At 39.3% G+C, this 21,883-nt stretch carries 21 protein-coding genes; 9 read left to right on the top strand and 12 right to left on the bottom strand.

Annotated elements, in window-relative coordinates:
- The first annotated feature begins 99 nt into the window (after positions 1-99).
- Positions 100-1,113, top strand: coding sequence for a porphobilinogen synthase (gene hemB, locus RFH42_RS12410; RefSeq protein ID WP_308976040.1), 1,014 nt, complete (start codon positions 100-102; stop codon positions 1,111-1,113).
- Between the two features lie 78 nt (positions 1,114-1,191).
- On the top strand, positions 1,192-2,310 hold the full coding sequence (locus tag RFH42_RS12415) for an NAD(P)/FAD-dependent oxidoreductase (RefSeq protein WP_308975979.1): 1,119 nt from the start codon (positions 1,192-1,194) through the stop codon (positions 2,308-2,310).
- Positions 2,311-2,338: 28 nt separating this feature from the next.
- On the opposite strand, the gene RFH42_RS12420 is transcribed toward RFH42_RS12415, so the two are convergent.
- Entirely contained in the window at positions 2,339-2,797 is a 459-nt protein-coding gene (locus tag RFH42_RS12420) for an ABZJ_00895 family protein (RefSeq protein WP_308975980.1), read from the bottom strand.
- A gap of 393 nt (positions 2,798-3,190) precedes the next feature.
- Here RFH42_RS12420 and RFH42_RS12425 point away from each other — a divergent pair, with 393 nt between their 5' ends.
- Positions 3,191-4,456 (top strand): exonuclease SbcCD subunit D, encoded by a 1,266-nt coding sequence (locus tag RFH42_RS12425; protein WP_308975982.1) that lies wholly within the window; start codon positions 3,191-3,193, stop codon positions 4,454-4,456.
- Positions 4,453-8,049 (top strand): AAA family ATPase, encoded by a 3,597-nt coding sequence (locus tag RFH42_RS12430; protein ID WP_308975983.1) that lies wholly within the window; start codon positions 4,453-4,455, stop codon positions 8,047-8,049. The genes RFH42_RS12425 and RFH42_RS12430 overlap by 4 nt, the downstream gene beginning before the upstream one ends.
- Here RFH42_RS12430 and RFH42_RS12435 read toward each other — a convergent pair.
- Together RFH42_RS12435 and RFH42_RS12440 are read right to left on the bottom strand one after the other, a co-directional pair.
- Positions 8,046-8,813 carry a hypothetical protein gene (locus RFH42_RS12435; RefSeq protein WP_308975984.1) on the bottom strand — a complete coding sequence of 256 codons (768 nt, stop codon included), beginning with the start codon at positions 8,811-8,813 and terminating at the stop codon, positions 8,046-8,048. The two genes, RFH42_RS12430 and RFH42_RS12435, sit on opposite strands and share 4 nt — an antisense overlap.
- Positions 8,814-8,897: 84 nt before the next feature.
- Positions 8,898-9,587 carry a YggS family pyridoxal phosphate-dependent enzyme gene (locus RFH42_RS12440; protein WP_308975985.1) on the bottom strand — a complete coding sequence of 230 codons (690 nt, stop codon included), beginning with the start codon at positions 9,585-9,587 and terminating at the stop codon, positions 8,898-8,900.
- A 116-nt stretch (positions 9,588-9,703) separates the two neighbouring features.
- Here RFH42_RS12440 and RFH42_RS12445 point away from each other — a divergent pair, with 116 nt between their 5' ends.
- On the top strand, positions 9,704-10,738 hold the full coding sequence (locus RFH42_RS12445; RefSeq protein ID WP_308975986.1) for a type IV pilus twitching motility protein PilT: 1,035 nt from the start codon (positions 9,704-9,706) through the stop codon (positions 10,736-10,738).
- Between the two features lie 58 nt (positions 10,739-10,796).
- Here the strand turns inward: RFH42_RS12445 and fur are convergent, their stop codons facing one another.
- Positions 10,797-11,234, bottom strand: coding sequence for a ferric iron uptake transcriptional regulator (gene fur / locus RFH42_RS12450; RefSeq protein ID WP_308975988.1), 438 nt, complete (start codon positions 11,232-11,234; stop codon positions 10,797-10,799).
- A gap of 112 nt (positions 11,235-11,346) precedes the next feature.
- Here fur and RFH42_RS12455 point away from each other — a divergent pair, with 112 nt between their 5' ends.
- Positions 11,347-11,745: an outer membrane protein assembly factor BamE gene (locus RFH42_RS12455; RefSeq protein WP_308975990.1), complete on the top strand. Its 399-nt coding sequence runs from the start codon at positions 11,347-11,349 to the stop codon at positions 11,743-11,745.
- Positions 11,746-11,811: 66 nt separating this feature from the next.
- Here RFH42_RS12455 and RFH42_RS12460 read toward each other — a convergent pair whose 3' ends face one another.
- The 6 genes from RFH42_RS12460 to RFH42_RS12485 all read right to left on the bottom strand — a co-directional run bounded on the left by RFH42_RS12460 (position 11,812) and on the right by RFH42_RS12485 (position 17,515).
- Positions 11,812-12,135, bottom strand: coding sequence for an RnfH family protein (locus RFH42_RS12460; protein ID WP_308975991.1), 324 nt, complete (start codon positions 12,133-12,135; stop codon positions 11,812-11,814).
- Complete coding sequence (locus RFH42_RS12465; protein WP_308975992.1) at positions 12,135-13,202, bottom strand: hypothetical protein; 1,068 nt, start codon at positions 13,200-13,202, stop codon at positions 12,135-12,137. Before RFH42_RS12465 ends, RFH42_RS12460 begins: the two co-directional genes overlap by 1 nt.
- Positions 13,203-13,340: 138 nt before the next feature.
- Entirely contained in the window at positions 13,341-14,189 is an 849-nt protein-coding gene (locus RFH42_RS12470) for a class II glutamine amidotransferase (RefSeq protein WP_308976041.1), read from the bottom strand.
- 96 nt (positions 14,190-14,285) lie between these two features.
- Entirely contained in the window at positions 14,286-15,062 is a 777-nt protein-coding gene (locus tag RFH42_RS12475) for a GNAT family N-acetyltransferase (RefSeq protein WP_308975994.1), read from the bottom strand.
- 112 nt (positions 15,063-15,174) lie between these two features.
- The gene (gene argB, locus RFH42_RS12480) at positions 15,175-16,077 is read right to left on the bottom strand and encodes an acetylglutamate kinase (protein ID WP_308975995.1); all 903 of its coding nucleotides are present in this window, start codon (positions 16,075-16,077) and stop codon (positions 15,175-15,177) included.
- Between the two features lie 10 nt (positions 16,078-16,087).
- Entirely contained in the window at positions 16,088-17,515 is a 1,428-nt protein-coding gene (locus tag RFH42_RS12485) for a phosphomannomutase/phosphoglucomutase (protein WP_308975996.1), read from the bottom strand.
- A 280-nt stretch (positions 17,516-17,795) separates the two neighbouring features.
- On the opposite strand from RFH42_RS12485, the gene RFH42_RS12490 reads away from it, so the two are divergent.
- The 3 genes from RFH42_RS12490 (at position 17,796) to rimI (ending at position 20,274) form a co-directional block, all read left to right on the top strand.
- The gene (locus RFH42_RS12490) at positions 17,796-18,416 is read left to right on the top strand and encodes a riboflavin synthase subunit alpha (protein ID WP_308975997.1); all 621 of its coding nucleotides are present in this window, start codon (positions 17,796-17,798) and stop codon (positions 18,414-18,416) included.
- Between the two features lie 345 nt (positions 18,417-18,761).
- Positions 18,762-19,643, top strand: coding sequence for a metal-dependent hydrolase (locus RFH42_RS12495; protein WP_308975998.1), 882 nt, complete (start codon positions 18,762-18,764; stop codon positions 19,641-19,643).
- A gap of 172 nt (positions 19,644-19,815) precedes the next feature.
- Positions 19,816-20,274, top strand: coding sequence for a ribosomal protein S18-alanine N-acetyltransferase (rimI, locus tag RFH42_RS12500; protein WP_308975999.1), 459 nt, complete (start codon positions 19,816-19,818; stop codon positions 20,272-20,274).
- Positions 20,275-20,301: 27 nt separating this feature from the next.
- Here the strand turns inward: rimI and RFH42_RS12505 are convergent, their stop codons facing one another.
- Positions 20,302-21,120 carry an arginyltransferase gene (locus RFH42_RS12505; RefSeq protein ID WP_308976000.1) on the bottom strand — a complete coding sequence of 273 codons (819 nt, stop codon included), beginning with the start codon at positions 21,118-21,120 and terminating at the stop codon, positions 20,302-20,304.
- A 20-nt stretch (positions 21,121-21,140) separates the two neighbouring features.
- A complete protein-coding gene (aat, locus tag RFH42_RS12510) occupies positions 21,141-21,872 on the bottom strand; it encodes a leucyl/phenylalanyl-tRNA--protein transferase (protein ID WP_308976001.1) in 732 nt (243 codons plus the stop codon).
- Between the last annotated feature and the right edge of the window lie 11 nt (positions 21,873-21,883).

Here is a 21,883-nt window from a genome sequence, read left to right on the forward strand (position 1 = left end):
AAATTATCTACGTGGTGAAAAAAGCTACGTTTTTTTCACCACAAATGGATTTAGGGGGCTACAATGTCGGCTAGTTTAATAGCGAACATCGAGATTGTTATGACTTATACGTTCAATCGTCCCGCTTTTCCGGCTACGCGTATGCGAAGAATCCGTAAAAATGATCACCTCAGAGCGATGATTAGCGAAACTCATCTAAGTGCAGATCACTTGATTTATCCTGTTTTTGTTTTACCAGGACAAAACCAAACTCAAGATGTTCCAAGCATGCCAAATGTTCAACGTCTTTCCGCAGACTTATTGCTAAAGAAAGCTGAAACTTTGTTACAGTTAGGCGTAACAAAACTGGCACTTTTTCCAGTCACTCCTCAAGAAGACAAGAGTTTAACAGCTGAAGCCGCTTGGCGTGCAGATGGCGTTGTACAAAACACACTACGTCTATTAAAAAAAGAATTGCCAGAAATGGTACTCATCACTGATGGTGCACTTGATCCATACACAACACATGGTCAAGATGGCATTATAAATGATCAAGGTTATGTACTAAATGATGAAACAGTAGACTGTCTGGTCAAACAGGCCCTCAGTCATGCTGAAGCTGGTGCCGATGTTATTGCGCCAAGTGATATGATGGATGGCCGTATTGCCGCTATTCGTCAAGCCTTAGAAACAAATGGCTTTATTGATACGAGTATTATGGCTTATTCTGCCAAATACGCTTCGAGTTTCTATGGACCATTCCGTGATGCTGTTGGATCTGCAAGTAATTTAAAAGGTGGCAACAAATATACCTATCAAATGGATGTTGCGAACCGCGCAGAAGCATTACATGAAATTGCACTTGATATTCAAGAAGGTGCAGACATGGTTATCGTAAAACCGGGGATGCCTTATCTTGATATCGTACGTGAGGTCAAAGACAACTTTGCTGTACCAACCTTTGTTTATCAAGTAAGTGGTGAGTATGCAATGTTAGCCGCTGCCATTCAAAATGGTTGGTTATCAGAACAAGTCATTATGGAAAGTTTAATGTGTTTCCGTCGTGCTGGTGCTGATGGAATTTGGACCTACTATGCCGAACATGCTGCACGACAGCTAAAAGCAATGGCTTAATGCTCTTCCCAAGAACATGTGATCAATCAGATGACATGTTCATTTTTCCTTTTTTATTGATCTCTTACTGAGTACACCATGCATATCGCCATTATCGGCGCAGGCGTTAGTGGTCTGTTGTCTGCTTTAGAACTCGTCGAACACGGTTGTACCGTGAGTATTTTTGACCAATCACAGGCTGGGCAAGCAGCTTCATGGGCTGGTGGTGGCATACTATCCCCGATGTATCCATGGCGTTATCCTGAAGCAGTCAATATTTTAGCGCAGTATGGTAAAGCAGAGTATCAACGTTATAATGCTCAGCTTTCTTCACGTACTGGCATTGATTTTGAAATTCATAACACGGGTATGTTAATTTTCGATCAAGATGACTTCGCTGTAGGACTTGCCTATAAAGATCGTTATCAAGAGCCGATGCAACATTGTGAACTCGTAGAGGGCACTGAGCTACATCAAATTAACAATAAAATATCACCACAATTACAGCGAGCAATTTACTTTCCTGAACTTTCTAATATTCGCAACCCTCGCCTGCTTAAATCCCTGATCACCTATTTAACTCAACATCCTCGTGTCACATTTCATACAGAACAACAGATTGTAAAGTTTAATCTCAAAGACAACCGTGTACAGTCCATTTGTAGTCAAGATGGTACAAAATTCCATGCTGAACATTTTCTTATTGCAACAGGTGCATGGTCTGCTCATTGGTCAACACAATTAAATCTGAATATTCCTGTTGAGCCCGTGCAGGGGCAAATTTTATTATTTAAAACTCCAGCACAATGGTTGCCAACCATGTGTATGAATGAAGTTATGTATTTAATCCCTCGTCCAGATGGCCATGTGCTTTGTGGTTCGAGTGTACAGCACTGTGGTTTTAATACTCAAATTGATCAAACAACTCAAGACAATATTTTAAAACACTGTCTCGCAATGGTGCCAGCGCTCAGCCAGTTCTCCATAGTTAAACGTTGGGCAGGTTTAAGACCAGGTTCACCAGACGGCGTACCGTATATTGGTCAAATGCCAGAGCAAGATAACTTATGGGCCAACTTTGGGCATTATCGAAATGGCTTATGTATGGGACCGGCTTCTGCACAACTTTTACGTCAATTAATGTTAAAGCAATCACCAATTGTTGATGCAACAGCCTATTCAACTGCTCGCTTACAGAAAAATAGCCAAATTGCTTAATTCAACCAGTGCTCTTGCATCAAATAAATTATTTTTTGGATGAACCAAACAAGCGCAGAGCCATACGCTGTGCTTGTTTACCGTAGAACCACAGCGTAATAAGCACCATCGGAATACTGACCAGCACTACCATTCCCAACGCCATCAGTAAAAATTGTCCATGGTTCAAATAGCTTAGAAAGCTCTGCCAAACATTAGGGTCTTGTGCTGAGAAATAGGCTAAACTTGCTAAAAGTCCCAATATATTAAAAAGCCAAAAACAAATCAGGAAAACAACTGTAAAGTATTTTTTTTCACTTGAAGTTGGTGCTCGCCGTTCACGTTTTAAAAAAATATGTAAGACTGTAATCATTGCAGCTAGATAAGGTGTAGTAACAAGAGCAGCAGCAATTTCGTTTGGAATCCAAGCAGCGATTAAACCTGTCACAATGGTATAAACAAAACAAAAGAAAAGAAACCACAAATAATAGCGACTAAGTGTAAACATGCTGATAATCCAAGTGATTTATCTAAGCCTAAAAGCCAAAAATCAAAAAAACAAATTTTTTTGAATTTATTGTCAACCAATCTAAACATTATAACGTTAATGTGGTTGTAAGGTCTGCGGTTACTCTGAACTATTTGTGTCGGCATCCACAATATGATTGGTAACCAACTTGGTAACGATTAAAAAAATCTCATGTTTCTTTCCATTTGATTCAGCAGCATATTCGAGTGGTTCTTATTAGAAACATCTTAACCGACGATTTTCCATCACTCGAATCGTCGGTTTTTTATTGTCTACGCTCTAGACATAACGTGTAATTCATGCAAAGTCCAACTCAATCTAACATCAATTTATGCTAACTTATTGGCGTTCATCTATTTTTATGGTTGTGTAATGACTGTACGTTTTTTTCATACTTCAGACTGGCATCTCGGACAGTATTTTTACCAGCATAACCGCCACTATGAACATACCCAGTTCCTGTCTTGGTTACTTAATCAGATTGAAGAAAAACAGCCCGATGCATTACTCATTGCTGGTGATATTTTCGATGTTATTAATCCGAGCTCACAGGCGCAAAAACAGCTCTATCAATTTTTAGCAGATGCACAGCTTCGAGCACCACATCTGCAAACATTAATGATTGCTGGTAATCATGATTCTGGTTATCGCATTGAGCAAGTTGAACCTTTACTTGAAAAATATCAAACTCATGCTGTAGGTGTGTTAAAACGCCAAGACAATCAACAGCTAGATTTAGAGCGTTTAATTCTACCCATTTATAATGCTCAACAAGAAATTGTTGCATGGTGTCTCGCACTTCCTTTCTTGCGTTCAGCTGAAATAACCAGTAACCAAGAACATAGTCGCAATAGTCAAGATGCCATTTCCTATATTCATCAACAACTGATAAACATAGCCAAAAGTAAAAAAACAGATCATCAAGCTCTAATTTTGATGTCTCATGCTCATATGCAAGGTGGTGAGACCAGTGACTCTGAACGCCCGATTATCATTGGCAATGAAGAGGCTCTTTCTATAGCATTATTTGATGAAAGTATTGACTACGTTGCTCTAGGGCACTTACATAAACCACAAAAAGTACAACATCCACATATCCGTTATAGTGGTTCGCCCATTCCTCTTTCCTTCAGCGAAATCAATTATAAACACCAAGTAATCGAAGTTTGCATTGAAACAAATGCTACATCTGCGTCACCAGTGCAAATGAATAGCCTAGTGATTCCACGCAGTGTTGAACTCTATAAAATCACAGGGGAATTAAATGAAGTATTTGATCAACTCCGAGCACTCCCTCAAGGAGCGATTGATGTACTAGAACAACGGCCGTATGTCGATATCGAGTACCATACTCTGACTCCTCCAGCCCCTCAATTACGGCAACAATTTGAGGATGCTTTACCTCAAGATCGCTATAGACTTGTACGGATTGTTCGTGTCTATCAAAAAAATGAAAATGACCCAGAGCAAAATCCAAGCATTAATCTTAGCCCACCAACACCCTACAGCTTATTTCAGCAGCTTTGGCAACAACAAGGTTATGACACAGATACCGAAGTGGAAAAAGATTTTGCGAGCCTAGTCCAAGAGGCAGAAACAATACTCGAACAGCAACTTGAGCAAGGGAGGCATGCATGAAAATTCTTTCTATTAAAATTAAAAACTTAGCATCTCTTGCTGGTGAACAACATATCGATTTCGATAGTGAACCTTTGGCTAGTGCTGGACTGATTGCGATTGTAGGTAAAACAGGTGCAGGCAAATCGAGTATTCTTGATGCAATGTGCTTGGCACTCTTTAACCGTGTCCCTCGCCTCAAAGACAGTGATGGTAAAATTACCGATGTTGATGGTTCTGAACTCCCAGTCAACTCACCTTTAACCGTACTACGCCGCGGTACAGCACATGGTTATGCTGAGTTATGTTTCATCGCACAAGATCAAAAACATTATGCTGTACGCTGGGAAATCAAACGTGCACGTGAAAATCCAGCTGGAAAATTACAAAGTATTCAACGTAGCCTCAAATGCTTAACCGATGGTATTGTACTTGCAGATAAAGCCAAAGCTGTTGATGAATATATCAAAAAAATTACACAATTAAGTTTTGAGCAATTTACACGTGCTGTTTTATTGGCACAGTCAGAAGTCACCGCTTTTCTCAAAGCACGAGATAATGAACGTGGTGAATTACTTGAATATCTAACCAACTCCAATATATTTACTAAAATTGGTGAATTGGCCTTTCGTAAGACCAAAGATATTGCAGCAGAGCGCAAACAGCTTGAGCAGCTTATCGGACATATTGAGCTCCTCACACCAGAACAAGTGACTGAGCTGGAAGCTCAGTTCAATAGTACAAAACTTAAGCTACAACAGTTAGAGCAAGATAAACAACAACTCACTCAACAACAGCAATGGTACGAGCAACAACAAAAACTACAACTGGCACTCGATGAGAAGAAGCAATACCAAGCGCAACAACAACTGGCACAACAAGCACTGACTCCTGAGCACAATCGCTTAAAAAGGATTGAAATCTTTGCAGAAATTCGTTCTCAGGTCGATCAACAGCAGCAGTATCTGCACATCCAACAACAACTCAGCCCTAATATTACCCAATTGCACCAGCATTTTAGTGATATAGAACTACAATATGCCAATATACAAGCACAGTATCAACGAGCTGCAGATGGCTTTAATCAACGCCAAGCCTTTCGTAAACAATATGCAAATGAGCTCAAACAAGTACAGCAATGCGTTGAACTACGTGGGCTAATTTCCGAACAGTATCGAAAGCTACAAAGCAAACAACAGCAGTTACTACAACAGCAAAAACCACTACAAGAACAGTCTATTCGCTGTCAGCAACAAGGCCAACAGCAACTTGAACAACTCGAACAACTACACCTTCAGCTTTGTGACACCGAACAGTTTAGCTCTCTCGATCAGGGCATACAGGCGCATATACAACAGCTCGAACAGTTTATTCAGCAATACCCTGCGATTGAGCATCATTTGGGGCCGATACATCAAGCTGAGCAAGCCTTAAAACAACTACAGCTACAACTTGAACAGACCATTAATCAATTCGGGCATATCGAACACATCGAACAGCAACTGAGTCAGAGCCGACTGCAGCGTGAGAGCCAAGTTAAGCAATTGGGGCAATTGGATTTTATAAGCCAACAGCTGCAACAGTTAAGCAAACTAGCACAAGAAAGAGTACAGACTCAAAACCAACTTGACCATACAGTACAGCAATTACAACAGCAGCAACACGCTACAGACCAAGCTGAGCAACTGTTGCAACAACATAAAACAGAGCGCACCCAATTGCAGGATATATTGCAACAACAACGCTTACTGCACAGTGAAAATATAGAAAAACTCCGCCAAGATCTGGTCGAAGGTCAAGCTTGTCTCGTCTGTGGGAGTACTGAACATCCCTATCACTCGAATCAACAAGCGCTCTCTAAAACCTTATTTGAGCTACAACTGCAACAAGAACAACAAGCTGAGCAGAAAGAGCAACACAGTTTACATGCTTGGCAACAAGCCAAACAAAACGTGGTACGTTTACAAACCTCGCAGGAGCAGTACATAGCACAGCTTGATCAGCTCAATGCTAAATATCAACATTTGAGTCTTGAACTCAGACCAACTGCGCAGACATTGGGATTACAGTTAGATTTAACTCAACCCACTCCGCAACTTGAACAAGCTGTACAACAGCAACGTGCTGAGTATCAACAATCACTCGATCAACTGGCTCAGGCTGAGCTGTGCTACAGTCAGGCAATAAAAGATCAGAATCAACTACAACAGCAAATACAACAACAACAGCACCAAATTGCTACCGCAGAGCAACTACAGCAGCAGGTGCAACACCTCATTGCCTGTTTAACTGAAACTGAGCAACAACACTGGCAGCAACAGGTCTCGCAAAGTGGGCAACTGCTCTTAGAGCGCTTAAAGCAACGTGCCCAACAGCTACAAATACAACAGCAACTACGCCAGCAGCATGAGCAGCTACAGCAACAGAGTCAGTTAATTACAGCGCAACTCAATCAATTAGAACAACAGAATCAAGAGCTTCAACTTAGCTTACAAGAAGTTGCTGATCGAGGCCAAAGCAATACAGAGAAGGCTCAGCAGCTCATTGAGTTAATGACCACGATTGCCGATTGCAAACCACAAGAGTGGTTAGAACAACAGCAACATCAAGATCAACAACAACTCGAACAATACCAGCTTGAACAAAAAAATCTTGAAACTTGCCGACTCCAGTACGAAGCACAAAAAACTGAACTGGCACAGCTCAAGGCCCAAGCCAATCACAATCAAAACAGCCTACAACAAGTTATGTTATACATTGATCAATGGCTTAAGCAACATCAGGACTTTAACCAAGTGGAATTGGCTCAACTCCAAGCCGTAAGTCCTGCACAAATACAAGATATTCGTCAACAATTGGCCCAGGCTGATCGTGCATTCAATGACGCCACTGCTGCACTCAACACACTATATGCTCAGTGCCAAGAGCATCAATCTAATCAACCATCGATCCAGTACGATGCTCTAATTACAGCAATCTCTCAACACACGGCGCAGTTCGCACAACAACGTGAGCAATATGATCAACTTAAGCTAAAGCAGCAAATTTACCAACAAAACTTGAGTAAATTAGAACAATTTTCTGCGGACATTGAGCAAATACAACAGCAAGAATATCGTTGGAGTAAAATTTCTGCTTTGTTAGGTGATGCGCATGGTAAAAAATTCAGAGATTTAGCTCAGCAATATCACCTAGATATTTTAATTGAGTACGCCAATCAACAACTGGTGATGTTGTCACAGCGTTATACGCTAAAACGCTTAGAAAATTCACTCAGTCTCGCCATCATAGATCACGACATGGATGGTGAAACTCGTTCGGTATCATCGCTTTCTGGTGGTGAATCATTTTTAACTGCTTTAGCCCTATCTTTGGCAATTGCCAATATGGCCTCAGGTTCAATGAAAATTGAATCATTATTTATTGATGAGGGTTTTGGAACATTGGATGCAAGTTCACTACATATGGTCATGAACGCCCTTGACCAATTGCAAAGTCAAGGACGAAAAGTCGTCTTAATCTCACATATACCAGACATGCATGAGCGTATTCCTGTACAAATTCAGGTTAATCCCTGTGGTGCAGGTGCGAGTCGGATTGAAATAGTGGCTTAACGATCTGCTGGAAAAGCATTCGGTGCCGGAGCATATTGGTTATTACTACGTTGTTTTACCTCAGGAACTTTGAGCTCATAAATGACGCTACCAATAATACCGGTATTCTGCACTGAGCCACTGACACTATTGGCTGCATAGGCATCTTTAGGTTGACTAAAAGTAAATGAAGCGACTGCATCATTACTTTTACGGAAACCTTCAATGTCTAATGTCTTATAAGGCTCAAGTATATAACCCGCATTATGGCGTGATGCAGCTCGGCCATTAATCACATCGAGCCCATCGACACTTGCAACGACTTCAAAAGTTTTCCCTGTGTGATTTTCATAACGAAGTTGATAACTTTGCCCATTCTTACCAGCTAAAAAGTACTGTTGGTCTGCACGGTACAATGCCAAACCATGACCTCGATCATCAACAACAGAAAGACTAATTTTCCCAGCATTCAAGGCAATACTATTTACAGCCCGACCTTGGAAGTCTTTATTGGCATATCGTAATAAAACTTCAGCCACAGGCTTATTACTTAAACGGCGTAAGTCGACTTCTGTCACCTGTGATTGAATATCATCTCCCCAAGACGTACCTAAGCGTTCCTCACTTGAAATCTTAGCATTTGTTATACGATCTTTCGCTACAGAAACCGCTGTTGTTTCCTGATTCAGTCTAGTGCTATTTTGTTGTGTTTCAATTGGTTTTTGACTACATGCAGCCAGAAAGATGGCACTAAAAACCCCAACAAATTGATTTATTTTCTTCATTTAGCTTTTATATCCTGCATGATAATGTAAAAACTATAAACACAAAGCCACATAAAGAAAAGATGATTTATATGATCTAAAAAACTAAACTTGGGCGTAATGACGCTGACCAAATAGTGCCGTACCAATCCGAACAATGGTTGCCCCTGCACTAATCGCGGCTTGTAAATCCCCTGACATTCCCATACTCAAAGTATCCCAATCTTGAGGATGTGCATGTTCGCCTTTTACTTGCTCGAATAATGTTGCCGCATCTTGAAAAGCTTGATGATGATTTGGTGCTGGAATAACCATGAGACCACGTAAACGTAACTGTGGTAAGGCACTAATTTCACGAACTAAAGTGGCTACTTCTTCTACTGAACAACCATCCTTAGTATCTTGTTGATCTATATTCACTTGTAAACAAACATTGAGTGGCGCTAAATCTGCTGGGCGCTGTTGGGATAATCGCTGAGCAATAATCAGACGGTCCACGCCATGCACCCAAGCAAACTTTTCAGCTAATGGCTTGGTTTTATTACGTTGTATATGTCCAATAAAATGCCACTCAATGTTTAAGTCTGCTAGTGCTTCAATTTTCTCTAAAGCTTCCTGTAAATAGTTTTCACCAAAGCTGCGTTGTCCAGCCTGATATAACTGCTCAATGGCTTGACTTGGATGGGTCTTCGATACCGCCAAAAGCTGTACGTCATCTACAGATCTATTTGCTGACTCACAAGCGCTTTGAATCTGTGCTAATACTTCACGTCGTGCTAGATGCAGCTCATTCATACGGATTTACTCTTATCTCAAATTTATAAAACTTCGTCAGCCTACAATTGGCCAAGCAGAAATTAGCTCTTATTATGCTACAAAATAACAAAAATAAGGCACTCACTATAATCATAATGGATCTGATCAATCTACTTGAGCTTACACTCAAGCAAAAAGCTTCTGACCTACACCTCTCCTCTGGAATTGCCCCGATACTTAGAATCGATGGTGAATTACAAACGCTCAATTTGGCACCCTTAGAAAGTGAGGTACTTTTCAACAGCTTTAAAACAGTTTTGACCCATCAGCAAATTGAACAGCTCCAGCAACAACAAGAATTAGATTTTGCCTTAGAACTTACAGATGCTTCTCGCTTTAGAATCCATTTATTTTCTCAGAGTCGTGGCATTTCTGCAGCAATACGCTGTATTCCCTCCACAATAATCCCCTTAACTCATTTCGATTTTAAAAATACCTTAGAAAAAATTTGTACTTTTCCACATGGTTTAGTTTTAGTCACAGGCCCTACAGGGTCAGGAAAATCAAGCACACTTGCAGCTATGTTAGAACATATCAACTTAACCCGATCTGCACACATACTGAGTATTGAAGATCCGATTGAATACCGTTTTCAAGCAAAAAAATGCCTAATCCAACAAAGAGAAATATCAAAACATAGTCTTAACTTTAATACAGCTCTACATGCAGCTCTACGCCAAGATCCTGATATTATTTTTATTGGTGAGTTACGTGATGCAAAAACCATTCGCCTAGCCTTATCCGCAGCAGAAACGGGTCATTTGGTCTTCGCAAGTTTGCATAGTGCTTCAGCCTGTAAAACAGTGAACCGTATTATCGATGCATTTCCAACCGCCGAAAAAGAACCTATTCGTAAGCTCTTCGCTGAATCAATACAAGCAATCATTGCACAAGTTTTGCTAAAAAAAACAACTGGAGGGCGTGTGGCTGCTCATGAAATCATGCTTTCAACGCCAGCAATCCGTAATTTAATTCATGAGAATAAAATTGCTCAGCTGTATTCAAGCTTACAGACCAATAGTGCATTAGGGATGATCACACTTGATCAATGTTTAAAATCTTTAGTACAACAAGGAACTATTCTCTCGGAACAAGCACGTACTGTGGCGCACTATCCTGAAAATTTCTAAAAAAAAGAGAGGATAAATTCCTCTCTCTTTTTCATACACAAGTACTTTTATGTATTTATTACTTTTTGCGCATTGCCTCTTGGCAAGCATTATCACTACAAAAACCATAGAGGTTTAGGGAATGACCTGTCAAAGAAAAACCGAACTGTTCAGCAACTTTATGTTGCTCCTCTTCGATAATATCATTAGTAAATTCAATTACTTTATTACAATTTTGGCACACAATATGATCATGATGATCTTCTTGCATGATTTCAAAAACAGAGTGATTGTTTTCAAAATGATGACGTTGAATAATTCCTGCAGCTTCAAATTGAGTTAACACACGATATACCGTCGCTAAACCAACATCCTCACCTTGTTCAAGTAAGGTCTTATAAATATCTTCTGCACTCAAGTGATGTTGTTTTGAATTTTCAAGTAATTCCAAAATTTTTATTCGTGGTAAGGTGACTTTCAGTCCAGCTTTGCGTAAGTCTTGATTTGAAATAGCCATATAACGGTGTCTCTAAACAAATTTTAAGTTGGAATATGCAACAGAGTTTAGATGCAGTATGATCTATCATTGTATCAATTGCATCAAAAATAAATTGGGATAGTGTAGCAAAATGCAAAAAATCATGCTGGCTTTATTTACCGCCACAGTACTCAGTGGTTGTTCTGTCTTTGGCGTTTACAAGGTTGATATTCCTCAAGGAACACCACTAACCAAAGCGCAAGCTTCACAAATTCAAGTCGGGATGACTCACCAACAGGTACGTTTCTTACTTGGCAGTCCAACCGTAACTGATCCATTAAACCCTTTACGTTGGGACTATATTTACAACTACATTCCTGGAACGTATGCGAAAAAAGCCAAAATTCCTGCAGCGAATGGCCAACACCTGAAAGTGTATTTTGATGAGTCTGGTATCGTAAACAAAGTTGAAGGCTTAGAAACTATCCCAGATTCTCAGCCAGGTTTACCACCATCAAAAGAAGCCATTCTTAATGCTCCTCCACTATAGTCACTTTAAATAAAATTACTACCCCTCTGCTGAGGGGTTTTTATTCAATTCAAGTGCTTATAGCGATTACTTCAAATGTTTAAAACGATTGCCTCTGCAATATCGCCCCACTGGATTTGCCAAAGCACGTTTACGACGGATTTCTTTCGGGTTAGCTTGTAGAGGTCTATAAACCTCTACTCGATCACCAGCCTCTAAGGTATGGTCAAGATCGGCAACCTGAATCGAAAAAATACCAACATGCATTGGCTGTTCAAATGTCACTTGTTGTAATAAACCACTAAGCGCAATTGCCTGACGCACAGTCATACCTGCTCTAAATTCAACTGCTTGATAAAACTGTAATTGTGGTGAAACGTAGCTCACCCATACCTGTGCCGCTTGTGTCATTAGATCAATTGTCCGACAAATGCAACAATGGCAAGTAGAATTGAAAGTGGTAAAACGATACGTACTGCAATACGCCAGATATTGTATACCGCCTCATTCCCCATATTCATGGCTTTACGCAAATGGCTAATTTTCATCATCCATCCCACAAAAATGGTATAGATGAAACAAATAACCAAGCCCCAAAGCATGAGTAATGGATTGAGCCACTGTGCCAAGTTAGGGACAAACCAAATTGCAAGTGCTGCAAAGCAAATCGCATATTGAAGAAAGACTGAAACTTGGCGATGTTGTAATTGCACACGTGCAAACTGTAGTAGCAAAGCAGCCACAGCAATAACACTAAATACAATACTAATTGCTGGAAGCTGTGCATTTACGCCAAAATAAGCAAAAGCAATCACTGCCAATAACTGCCCTAACCATATAGGTAACACAGTCTTTGTAGCAGAATCTTGAGCTTGAATATTATTTAAGCTATTTTGCCAGTACAGTCCTAAACCTAGACCCGTTGCAACTAAAGCAAGAATGGTTGCATTCCCCCACTCACCGAAGCTTAATTCAGTCATATGCCAAGGTGTAAGTGCAGCAGGATAAACTGTAGCAAATACCAGTGAAGCCAAAACACCAACTACACTTAATACAAGTAAAATTTGACGCGAAATAAATGACAAACCAAATGCCAATATGACACAAATCAAAACCAACCAATGATGTTCAATGGCCAGTGCACTCGGCTTTAGATTCATTGCAGTGATATTAAAAACAATACCACCTGCCAAAAATGGTATAAATACAACAGCGAGCCAGCCGACTATTCGCCATTTAGGTGAAACATCAGCATCACGCGTTAAACTTGATAAAGCATTTAATGCGGTGGTTTTACTTCTTTTAGCTAAGGCAATCTCAAGATAAGCAATGGGTAAAGCCAATAATAGCATTGTCGCGAGCCATAGCATCCAAAAATCAATCTGACGATCCACTGCTAGACCTAAACTAGGAGCAAGACCTGCAATAAGAATAAATGATAAACAAAATGCCATCAGCGGCGATAACCATCGTGACATAGAATTGTCCTGCATGCGGTATATCCAGTGAAAAACTGCTGCTATTTTGCCTTTCTCATCAGCGAAAATCAAAGTTTCACCAGAAAAAGAACAGGATAATCACTGAAGTTAGTCTTCAAATGATTTTTTTCATTGAACTTAGTACTGATCTGCCCGAGTGACTCTCTTTAAACTTGGATCTGCCTGTTCACGTAATAAACGCTGTACAATAGTTTGTGCTTTTAGAATGGGCTGACCATCTTTAAACAAAATCAGTTCACCAGGGCTAAATGCGTGCCACTGCTCATTACGTGTTAATGGGTCAGTTGTAATCACTGCAACACGATCAAGTTCACATGTTTCCTGACTAAAATCGACCTCAACATCAATATCAATCAAACGTGCATGTTGGAATGGCGGTTCGCGTACCAACCAATGTAATTTCGTTGTTGCATAGCTAAATAATGCTTGTCCATTGGAAAAGCAGAAATTAAAAGTGCCATGTTCAGCAATTTTGGGAGAAATTTCTTCTAATGCAGCAAAGACTTGCTCTAGTTTAGGTTCAACATAACCAAAACGTTTTACCAGTTGATCTAAAATATAACAAAAAGCCAGCTCACTATCTGTGTTACCAATAGGAGTAAAACGCTCAGACAAGTCTGGTGAAAAATCATGTAAATCACCATTATGTGCAAAAATCCACTTACGTCCCCAAAGCTCACGGCTAAATGGATGCGAATTTTCTAAGGTCACTTTTCCTTGTGTCGCTTTACGAATATGTGCAATCACATTACGTGATTTAATCGGATAATTACGTACAAACTCTGCAATAGGTGAATCTACAGCAGATTGATTATCAATAAACAGACGGCAGCCTTTGTCTTCAAAAAAGGCGATACCAAAACCATCGGAATGATCCGAGGTAATCCCTGCCCTCTGTGAAAAACCACGAAAAGAGAATGTAATATCTGTGGGCGTAGCACAATTCATTCCAAGTAATTGGCACATAATTCTTCTAACAACATAAATGACCTGAGGCCATTGTGCATCAGCCAACAAACGCTTGCAAATCATATTCTTCGCAAGCGTTTATCTATAAAATGACTAACGCATGATTTTTTTCTTAAAAACGATTTGTTTGATTGCTTCATTCATATCAACCATAACAAAATAATCAAGACAGTTAAAATCTACATCATGGTAAGCCTGCGCAGAAAGTCGCGCATTCATACTTAAATAGACCTGAAATAGCTTCGGAATACGTTCATCTTGTGGAAAGCTAAACTGTGGGTAATTTGGCTCAAAACTTGGTTTTGCAGCCACTTGAATAAGTTGGTGGCGAGGTAACTGACGAATATATTGATGGGTATAGTAAGCACGTGCCAAGTTGTCTTCTAAGCGAATGCTCACACAACCAATTAAATGTTTGGCTTTCATCTTCCACAATACTGTTGGTGCTAGATTCAACCATAAAGTTGATAAAGCCCGCCCATTTCGATAACGTGGATGAACGCAAGTACGTCCAATTTCAACAATATTTGATAAATGCTCAAAAGCCGAAACATCAAATTCTTGCGCACTATAACTTTGAGCGAGTTCGTGGCCTTGAAAGTGTTTTAAACGGGTATAAGCAACAATCTCATTACTCCATTTATCTCTCAATACTGCATGTTCACAATCTAAATCATAAAGATCTTGGTCTAAACCATTTTCAAACTGAATCCCAAACTGTTCAGAAAATTGTTCAGCTCTAAATTTTTGTACTTCTTTTAATTGTTTAAGGTCATTGATCCATTCAAAACGGTATTGCGAGGATGATTTTTTTGGTCGATTAAGGGGAAAGCTAAAGTTTTGTCGATAGTGATTGAGTTTTTCGAGCATCGTCAAGGACTCCTTTATTTCACTCTACACTATGCAATCCTCATGACAAGAAAATGACATTTAATCACCATAAAACTCAGCCAAAAAGCTGGCTGAGTATGGTCTTATATGCTTAAGCTGTTTTACCACGATTAGTAATCAAAGTCCCTACACCATGGTCAGTAAAAATTTCCAATAAAGTGGCATGTGGTACACGTCCATCAACAATATGAGCACTCACAACACCGCCTTTAACAGCATCCAAGGCACAGCCAACTTTAGGAATCATTCCACCATAAATAACACCAGATTCAATTAAACGATCAACTTCTTGGGTACTTAGCCCAGTCAGTAGATTTTTATTTTCATCCAAGACACCAGCAATATTGGTTAACAAAATCAATTTTTCTGCACCAAGTGCCTCTGCAACTTTACCGGCAACTAAATCCGCATTGATATTATAAGTATTGCCTTCTTCATCAACACCTAAGGGTGCAATAACAGGAATAAAGTCACTATCACAGAACATTTCTAAAACATCTGTTTTAACACCATGAACAGTACCAACTTGACCTAAATCAATTTGTTCAACAGTTCCATTTTCTAAGCTTTTTTCCATATAGAGTTTACGCGCACGGATTAAATTACCATCCTTACCCGTTAAACCAATTGCTCGGCCACCATGTTGATTGATTAAATTCACGATTGATTTGTTTACGCTACCACCTAAGACCATCTCAACAACTTCCATCGTTGCGGCATCAGTTACTCGCATACCATCAATACGGTCAGATTCACGCCCAAGCTGCTTCAACATTGCATCTACTTGTGGACCACCACCATGAACCACAATGGGGTTTAAGCCTACTGTTTTTAATAAAACAATATCACGAGCAAATGAGCTTTCTAAAGCAGGATCAGTCATTGCATTGCCACCATATTTGACAACCAAGGTTTTACCTGAAAAACGTTGGATATAAGGCAGAGCCTCTGTCAAAATTTGTGCTTTATCAATGCCAGTGTGCTGATATGGCATGTACCTCTCCTCATTGAATATTTGAAATATCTTGTGCAATCAAAGGGTAACGATCACACAGCATGGTCACGAAAGTCTGTCGGATTGTATTTAATCTCGCTTGGCTGTCTGCATCAAAACGAACAGTAAAAAAGTCTCCCGTATTTGATGCTCGCATGATGCCAAAACCATGACTAAAATCAAGCCGAACACCATCTATTTTACTTAGCTCAGCATCAAATTCTTCGCTGCGCTGTGCGAGTTCTTTCAATACCAAATCTGGATTCGTCTCTCGGGTACTAATATAAGTATCTTCAGTATAGTAGCGCTGCGGATAACGCCCCATCAGAGATGATAAACTCCGTTTGGTCTGATTCATATATTCCATTACGCGAAGGGCTGCATATAAACCATCATCGAAACCTAGACCTCGACCATCATTAAATACGTAGTGCCCAGCATATTCGCCCCCTAAAATTGCCTGACCATGAGAATATTGAATGTAACGACGTAAAAAACTGCTGCCAGTTCTAAGCATTTTAGCAGTACCACCTGCTGACTCTATACTTTGTCGCACCATAGTCGAACATTTCACGTCAAACACTACTTCACGGTCTGGATGCTCAGGCAGACAAATTTCAGCTAAAAGTGCAAGCATCTGATCGGCTGAAATAATTCGACCTTGTTCATCGAGTAATACAACTCTGTCACCATCACCATCTAAGGCAATCCCTAGATTTGCTTGCTGCTCTATGACTTTTTGTTGTAATCGAGTGAGATGACAGGCAACTGAAGGATCTGGTGCATGATCTGGAAAATTACCATTGGGTTCACATCTTAAGGCAACAACTTCTACATTACTGAACTTCTGTAATATCCGTTTTGCTGCAAATCCGGCAGAACCATTTAAACCGTCAATAACAACTTTAACAGGTTGATCTAAATGAATATCCTTTAAGATAAATTGCTCATAAGCATCAATGCTCAATGCTAAAAACTGGTGTACTGCTACTGGGTCTACGGGCAAGGGCTTTTTAGTTTGTACAAAGGCTTGTAATGCAGTTTGACCAATCAATTGAATGGCCTCTGGTGTAGGTGGTTCACCTTGAATCACCCATTTCAACCCGTTATCTGTCTTCGGGTTATGACTCGCTGTGACCATTACACCATTACCTTGGTAGCAATGTGCTGCAAAATACATTTGTGGAGTAGAACAACAACCAAGCTCAATGACTTCAAACTCACTTGCCAATACATCACGAATAATTTTGGCATAAGTTGGACTGCTTAAACGTGCATCATAGCCCAACACAATTTGGTGTTGTTGCCTTAATTTAAATAATTGAGCAAAAGCCTGAGCAATCGCAGCAATTAATTTTGCATCTAATTGGGTGGTTCTTCCGCGAATATCATAAGCTCTAAAAACCTGATATGGAAAGAATGGAGCAATACTGTTCATAGGCCAATTTCTTTCAATTTTAACATGCTAGATGTTAGTGAAAAGGAGAAATATACATTTCACCCCCAAGCAAATCACTCATCAAAACACATGATGTTTAAAAAATAAAACGTGCAATATAAGTTTTTTAATTTTTTTTAGTGACGACATTGTTATGCATAAAAGCATTATTGGGAAGCTTTTTTTATCGTCACTGTATCTGTCACATCAATAATGCTGCAATTGAAATCAAAATCATATGCGCTATAATTTTTAATTCACATTCTGATGAAGCTGTCTTATGTATACTGGAATTGTTCTTGGTACTGAAACCATTTTATCTGTGCAAGCGCACAAAGGTCATCACAGCATTGTCGTTTCGAATACTCAGGGTTTTTTTAACGATGTATTTTTGGGAGCCAGTGTTGCCATTGATGGAACATGTTTAACCATCTGTGCAATTGCTCCAGATCAAAAATCAGTGGGTTTTGATATCGCAGCACAAACACTTAGCTTAACAACACTTTCTCAGCTTAAGGTTAATGATCAGGTTAATGTAGAACGATCATTTAAAATGGGAATGGAAAATGGTGGCCATAACCTTTATGGACATATTGAAGGAAGCTGCCAAGTAATTGAACTCAGTCGTTTAGGCGAAACCCTACACCTTAAATTAAAAATCCCAACGGAAAAAATGAAGTACTTTTTCTTAAAAGGCTTTATTGGCTTGCATGGCTGTAGTCTTACGGTAAATCAAGTCAATAAACAAGAATCTTATATCGCTGTCGATCTAATCCCAGAAACACTACGTCTAACCAATTTTAAATCTGTACAATTAGGTGACCAACTCAACTTTGAAATTGATCAGACCACACGCACCTTGGTTGATACTATTGAAGGTATTTATCAAAATAGACTTTAAACCAAGCGCAACGCTTGCAAAAAGCTAGCATGAGTAGATATTAACACTCCCCTAAAACGGCATCGGTATCTATACATATCTATGTACATACCGAAGCCTTGAATGATGATACTCAGCCACATTAAAAAAAATATTTCCTAATTTTATTAAGTTAAATCTGAGTTATTGCTTATTTAACTCAGATTAAAAAAAACATGTTGTCTAACAATACACTAGCCTATTGTCCTTAACTGATACTTGCCTGTCCCAATTGGCACTTACTCCTCCATTCACAACAAGTAATACTCCATCTTAGAAAAATAATCACATGTATCTGAGTGTTTAACACTCAAAGGGAGTATTGCTATGAACGCAAAAATATCTATTTCAAATCGTGCAGGGGCTTCATTTCCTGTTCGTAGAATGAATTTCAATTTTCAAAATGTTCCAGAATACTGGGCAAACAACTCGCCAGGAATTACACACTTCCTGACCGCACTGTCTGCACTTTTTCCAGCTGGTGAACGCTATTTTATTGATAGTGTACGTGCAGTTCGCGATTATCCAGAAATAAAGGACAATCAAAGCTTACAAAAAGAAATTCGAGCCTTTATTGGTCAAGAGGCGATGCATACTCATGAACATATTGCATTTAATGCTTCGGCGCAAAGTTATGGACATGACGTAGCCAGCCTTGAACGCTATACCGATAATATCATTCAATTTGTACGCAAATTAGCAGGCAAAGCAGCTAAGCCTTTTGGTGGCAAACAGGAAATGATTGACCTAATGGTCACAACGGCTTTAGAACATTTCACAGCCACTATAGCTGCACAACTTTTAGAAAATGAACATATTCAAGCCATAATGACAGATGAAACCATGTCAACGATGTGGTTTTGGCACGCTATTGAGGAAAATGAACACAAAGCAGTAGCTTATGATGTTTTTGAGGCTATTTTTGGTCAAGGTAACAAAGCATACCTTGCACGTACCAGCACACTCGTGTTCTCTATGGTGACGCTCTTTGTTGTACAGAATACATTTTTAACTTACTTACTTGTCAAAGATAAACAGCTCAATGCTCAAGCTTTAAAAGATGTCTATATTTATGCTTACAGCCCTTCAAAAGGCATCATCACTGGAATGTATAAAGAAATGCTTGCTTACTTCAAGCCTAACTTTCACCCCAATCAACTTGATAGCACTGCATTATTAGATCAATGGAAATTGAAACTTGGGCTTTAATCATTGTTGTTCAATAACTGGTTTTACTGAATAGTTATTGTGTAGAAATACTGCCTCTTTCTACTTCTTCTCAATAGGATGACTAAAAATTCCTCTTATTGAGAAGGATTCACTCGTATTTTTGCATTATTTTTTTATAATGGTGCAACTTTAACCGCTAAGATTGTTCCACATGATTCGTCCAATGCGTCAAGCAGATCTCCTTCAGGTCCATCAAATTGAGCAAAAAGTACAAACTCATCCGTGGAGTATGAATCAATTTCAACAGTCACTGGACAGTGATAGTTGTACTGTAGTGGAAATCAACCAACAAATTATCGGTTTTTGTATTTTCCAAACCGTATTAGATGAAGCCAATTTGCTTTTAATCGCTATTGATCCTGAGCATCAAGGTCAAGGTCATGCTACAACCCTATTGGAACAATCAATCCAACTATTAAAAAACCAACCTATACAGATTTTTTTAGAAGTTCGTGAAAGTAATCAAAATGCAATCGCACTCTACGAAAAACTTGATTTTCATCAAATTGACCTACGTCGTAATTATTATCCAACCCATGGCGGCAACCGTGAACACGCTGTAATCATGGTGAAAACCTGCCATGACGACTTTGCCAGTTTATTTAAATAAATTTTTTTGGCTGTTCTATTTAAAATTTTACTTATTAAAAATAATATTTTCCCATTCTGCCGGGAAAGTTGTCATCAACATTGCCCCTAATTGCTGAATTTCTTCGTCACTCAAGCGTCGATTAAGACGCTTCCATTTACCATCTAGTAATATCTCAATTGGGCTATATTGGGTCTTATAGTTCATCTTATTTGAGTGTGGCACCCAATATCCTAAATAAACATAATCTAACCCCATCGCACGGACCTGTTCAATCTGCTTTAAAATTGCATATACCCCTAATGAGCGATGTTGTTCATTTGGTTCAAAGAAAGTGTAGACGGCTGAAATACCATCATCTAGAAAGTCACATGTAGAAACGCTAAGTAAACGCCCCTCTTCACGCAATTCTAAGAAATAACTTTCAGTACAACTTTGGATAAGAAATTTCTCAAATTGATCATGACTCGGTGGAAACATATCACCATCAGCATGACGAGCATGTATATACCGTTCGTACAAAGCATAATGCTCATCTGTTGCATCTGCACTCGAAACAATCGTAAATACTAAGTCTTGATTACGCTTCCATGCTTTCTTTTGAGTACTGTTCATAGTGAAATCTCGAACAGGAACTCGACAAGACAAACATTGTTTACATAAATGACATTCAGGGCGATAAACAAAATCACCACTACGTCTAAACCCTAAACGAGATAGCTCAGATAAGGTGAGTACATCAATTTGATGCGCTGGATCTAAAAATACCATCCGAGCTGATTTATTCTTTAAATAACTACAATCATGCGGTGGTGTAATATAATACTGTAAATCATTCAGTAGGGACTTTGGGTGATAAGAATTCATAATATGCAATGCCCCTCGCGCTATTCTTTATTTAATCCTGCAGTTAAAGCGATGCTACGAGTTAAAAATACACCCTCCTGATATTTTTTCCAATCAATAGCCGGGCGTTTTACAACATCTTGTAACGAATTAAGATAGTCTTGGCGAGAAAGTGTACAAGCACCTAGACTCATTAAATGATCATTTACTAACTGACAATCAATCCACTCCAACTGATTTTCTTGTCCAATCAACATTAACGCATAAAAAGCCATTTTAGACACATCTGTTGCTGTGCTAAACATAGACTCTCCAAAGCATCCTTGCCCAATCGTTACACCATAAAGACCACCAAGTATTTGTCCTTCTGCATTCCACACCTCAATACTATAGGCATATCCTGCGTCAAATAAGGCGCAATATCCTTGAATAATCTCTTCAGAAATCCATGTTTCATCGGCATATTGGCGAGGTAAAGCACAACGACGAATCACCTGCTCAAAATCACGATTAACCGTAATGTAATACCCTTTCGTTTTCATATTACGGATAAGCGATTTGCTTGGCTTAAATGTATTTGGTCGAATAATACAACGAGGTTCTGGGCTCCACCAACAAATAGGCTCACCCTCGGAAAACCATGGAAATAACCCCTGACGATAAGCCTGATAGAGTGTTTCTGGGCTCAAATCAGCACCAATACAAATTAAGCCTTGTTCATCAGGATCTGCCTGAATAGGGTCAGGAAAGACATAACGAGAAGATGCTAGCATTGTGTAATTCT

The organism is Acinetobacter rudis, from assembly GCF_031157835.1.
Lineage (GTDB): Bacteria > Pseudomonadota > Gammaproteobacteria > Pseudomonadales > Moraxellaceae > Acinetobacter > Acinetobacter rudis_A.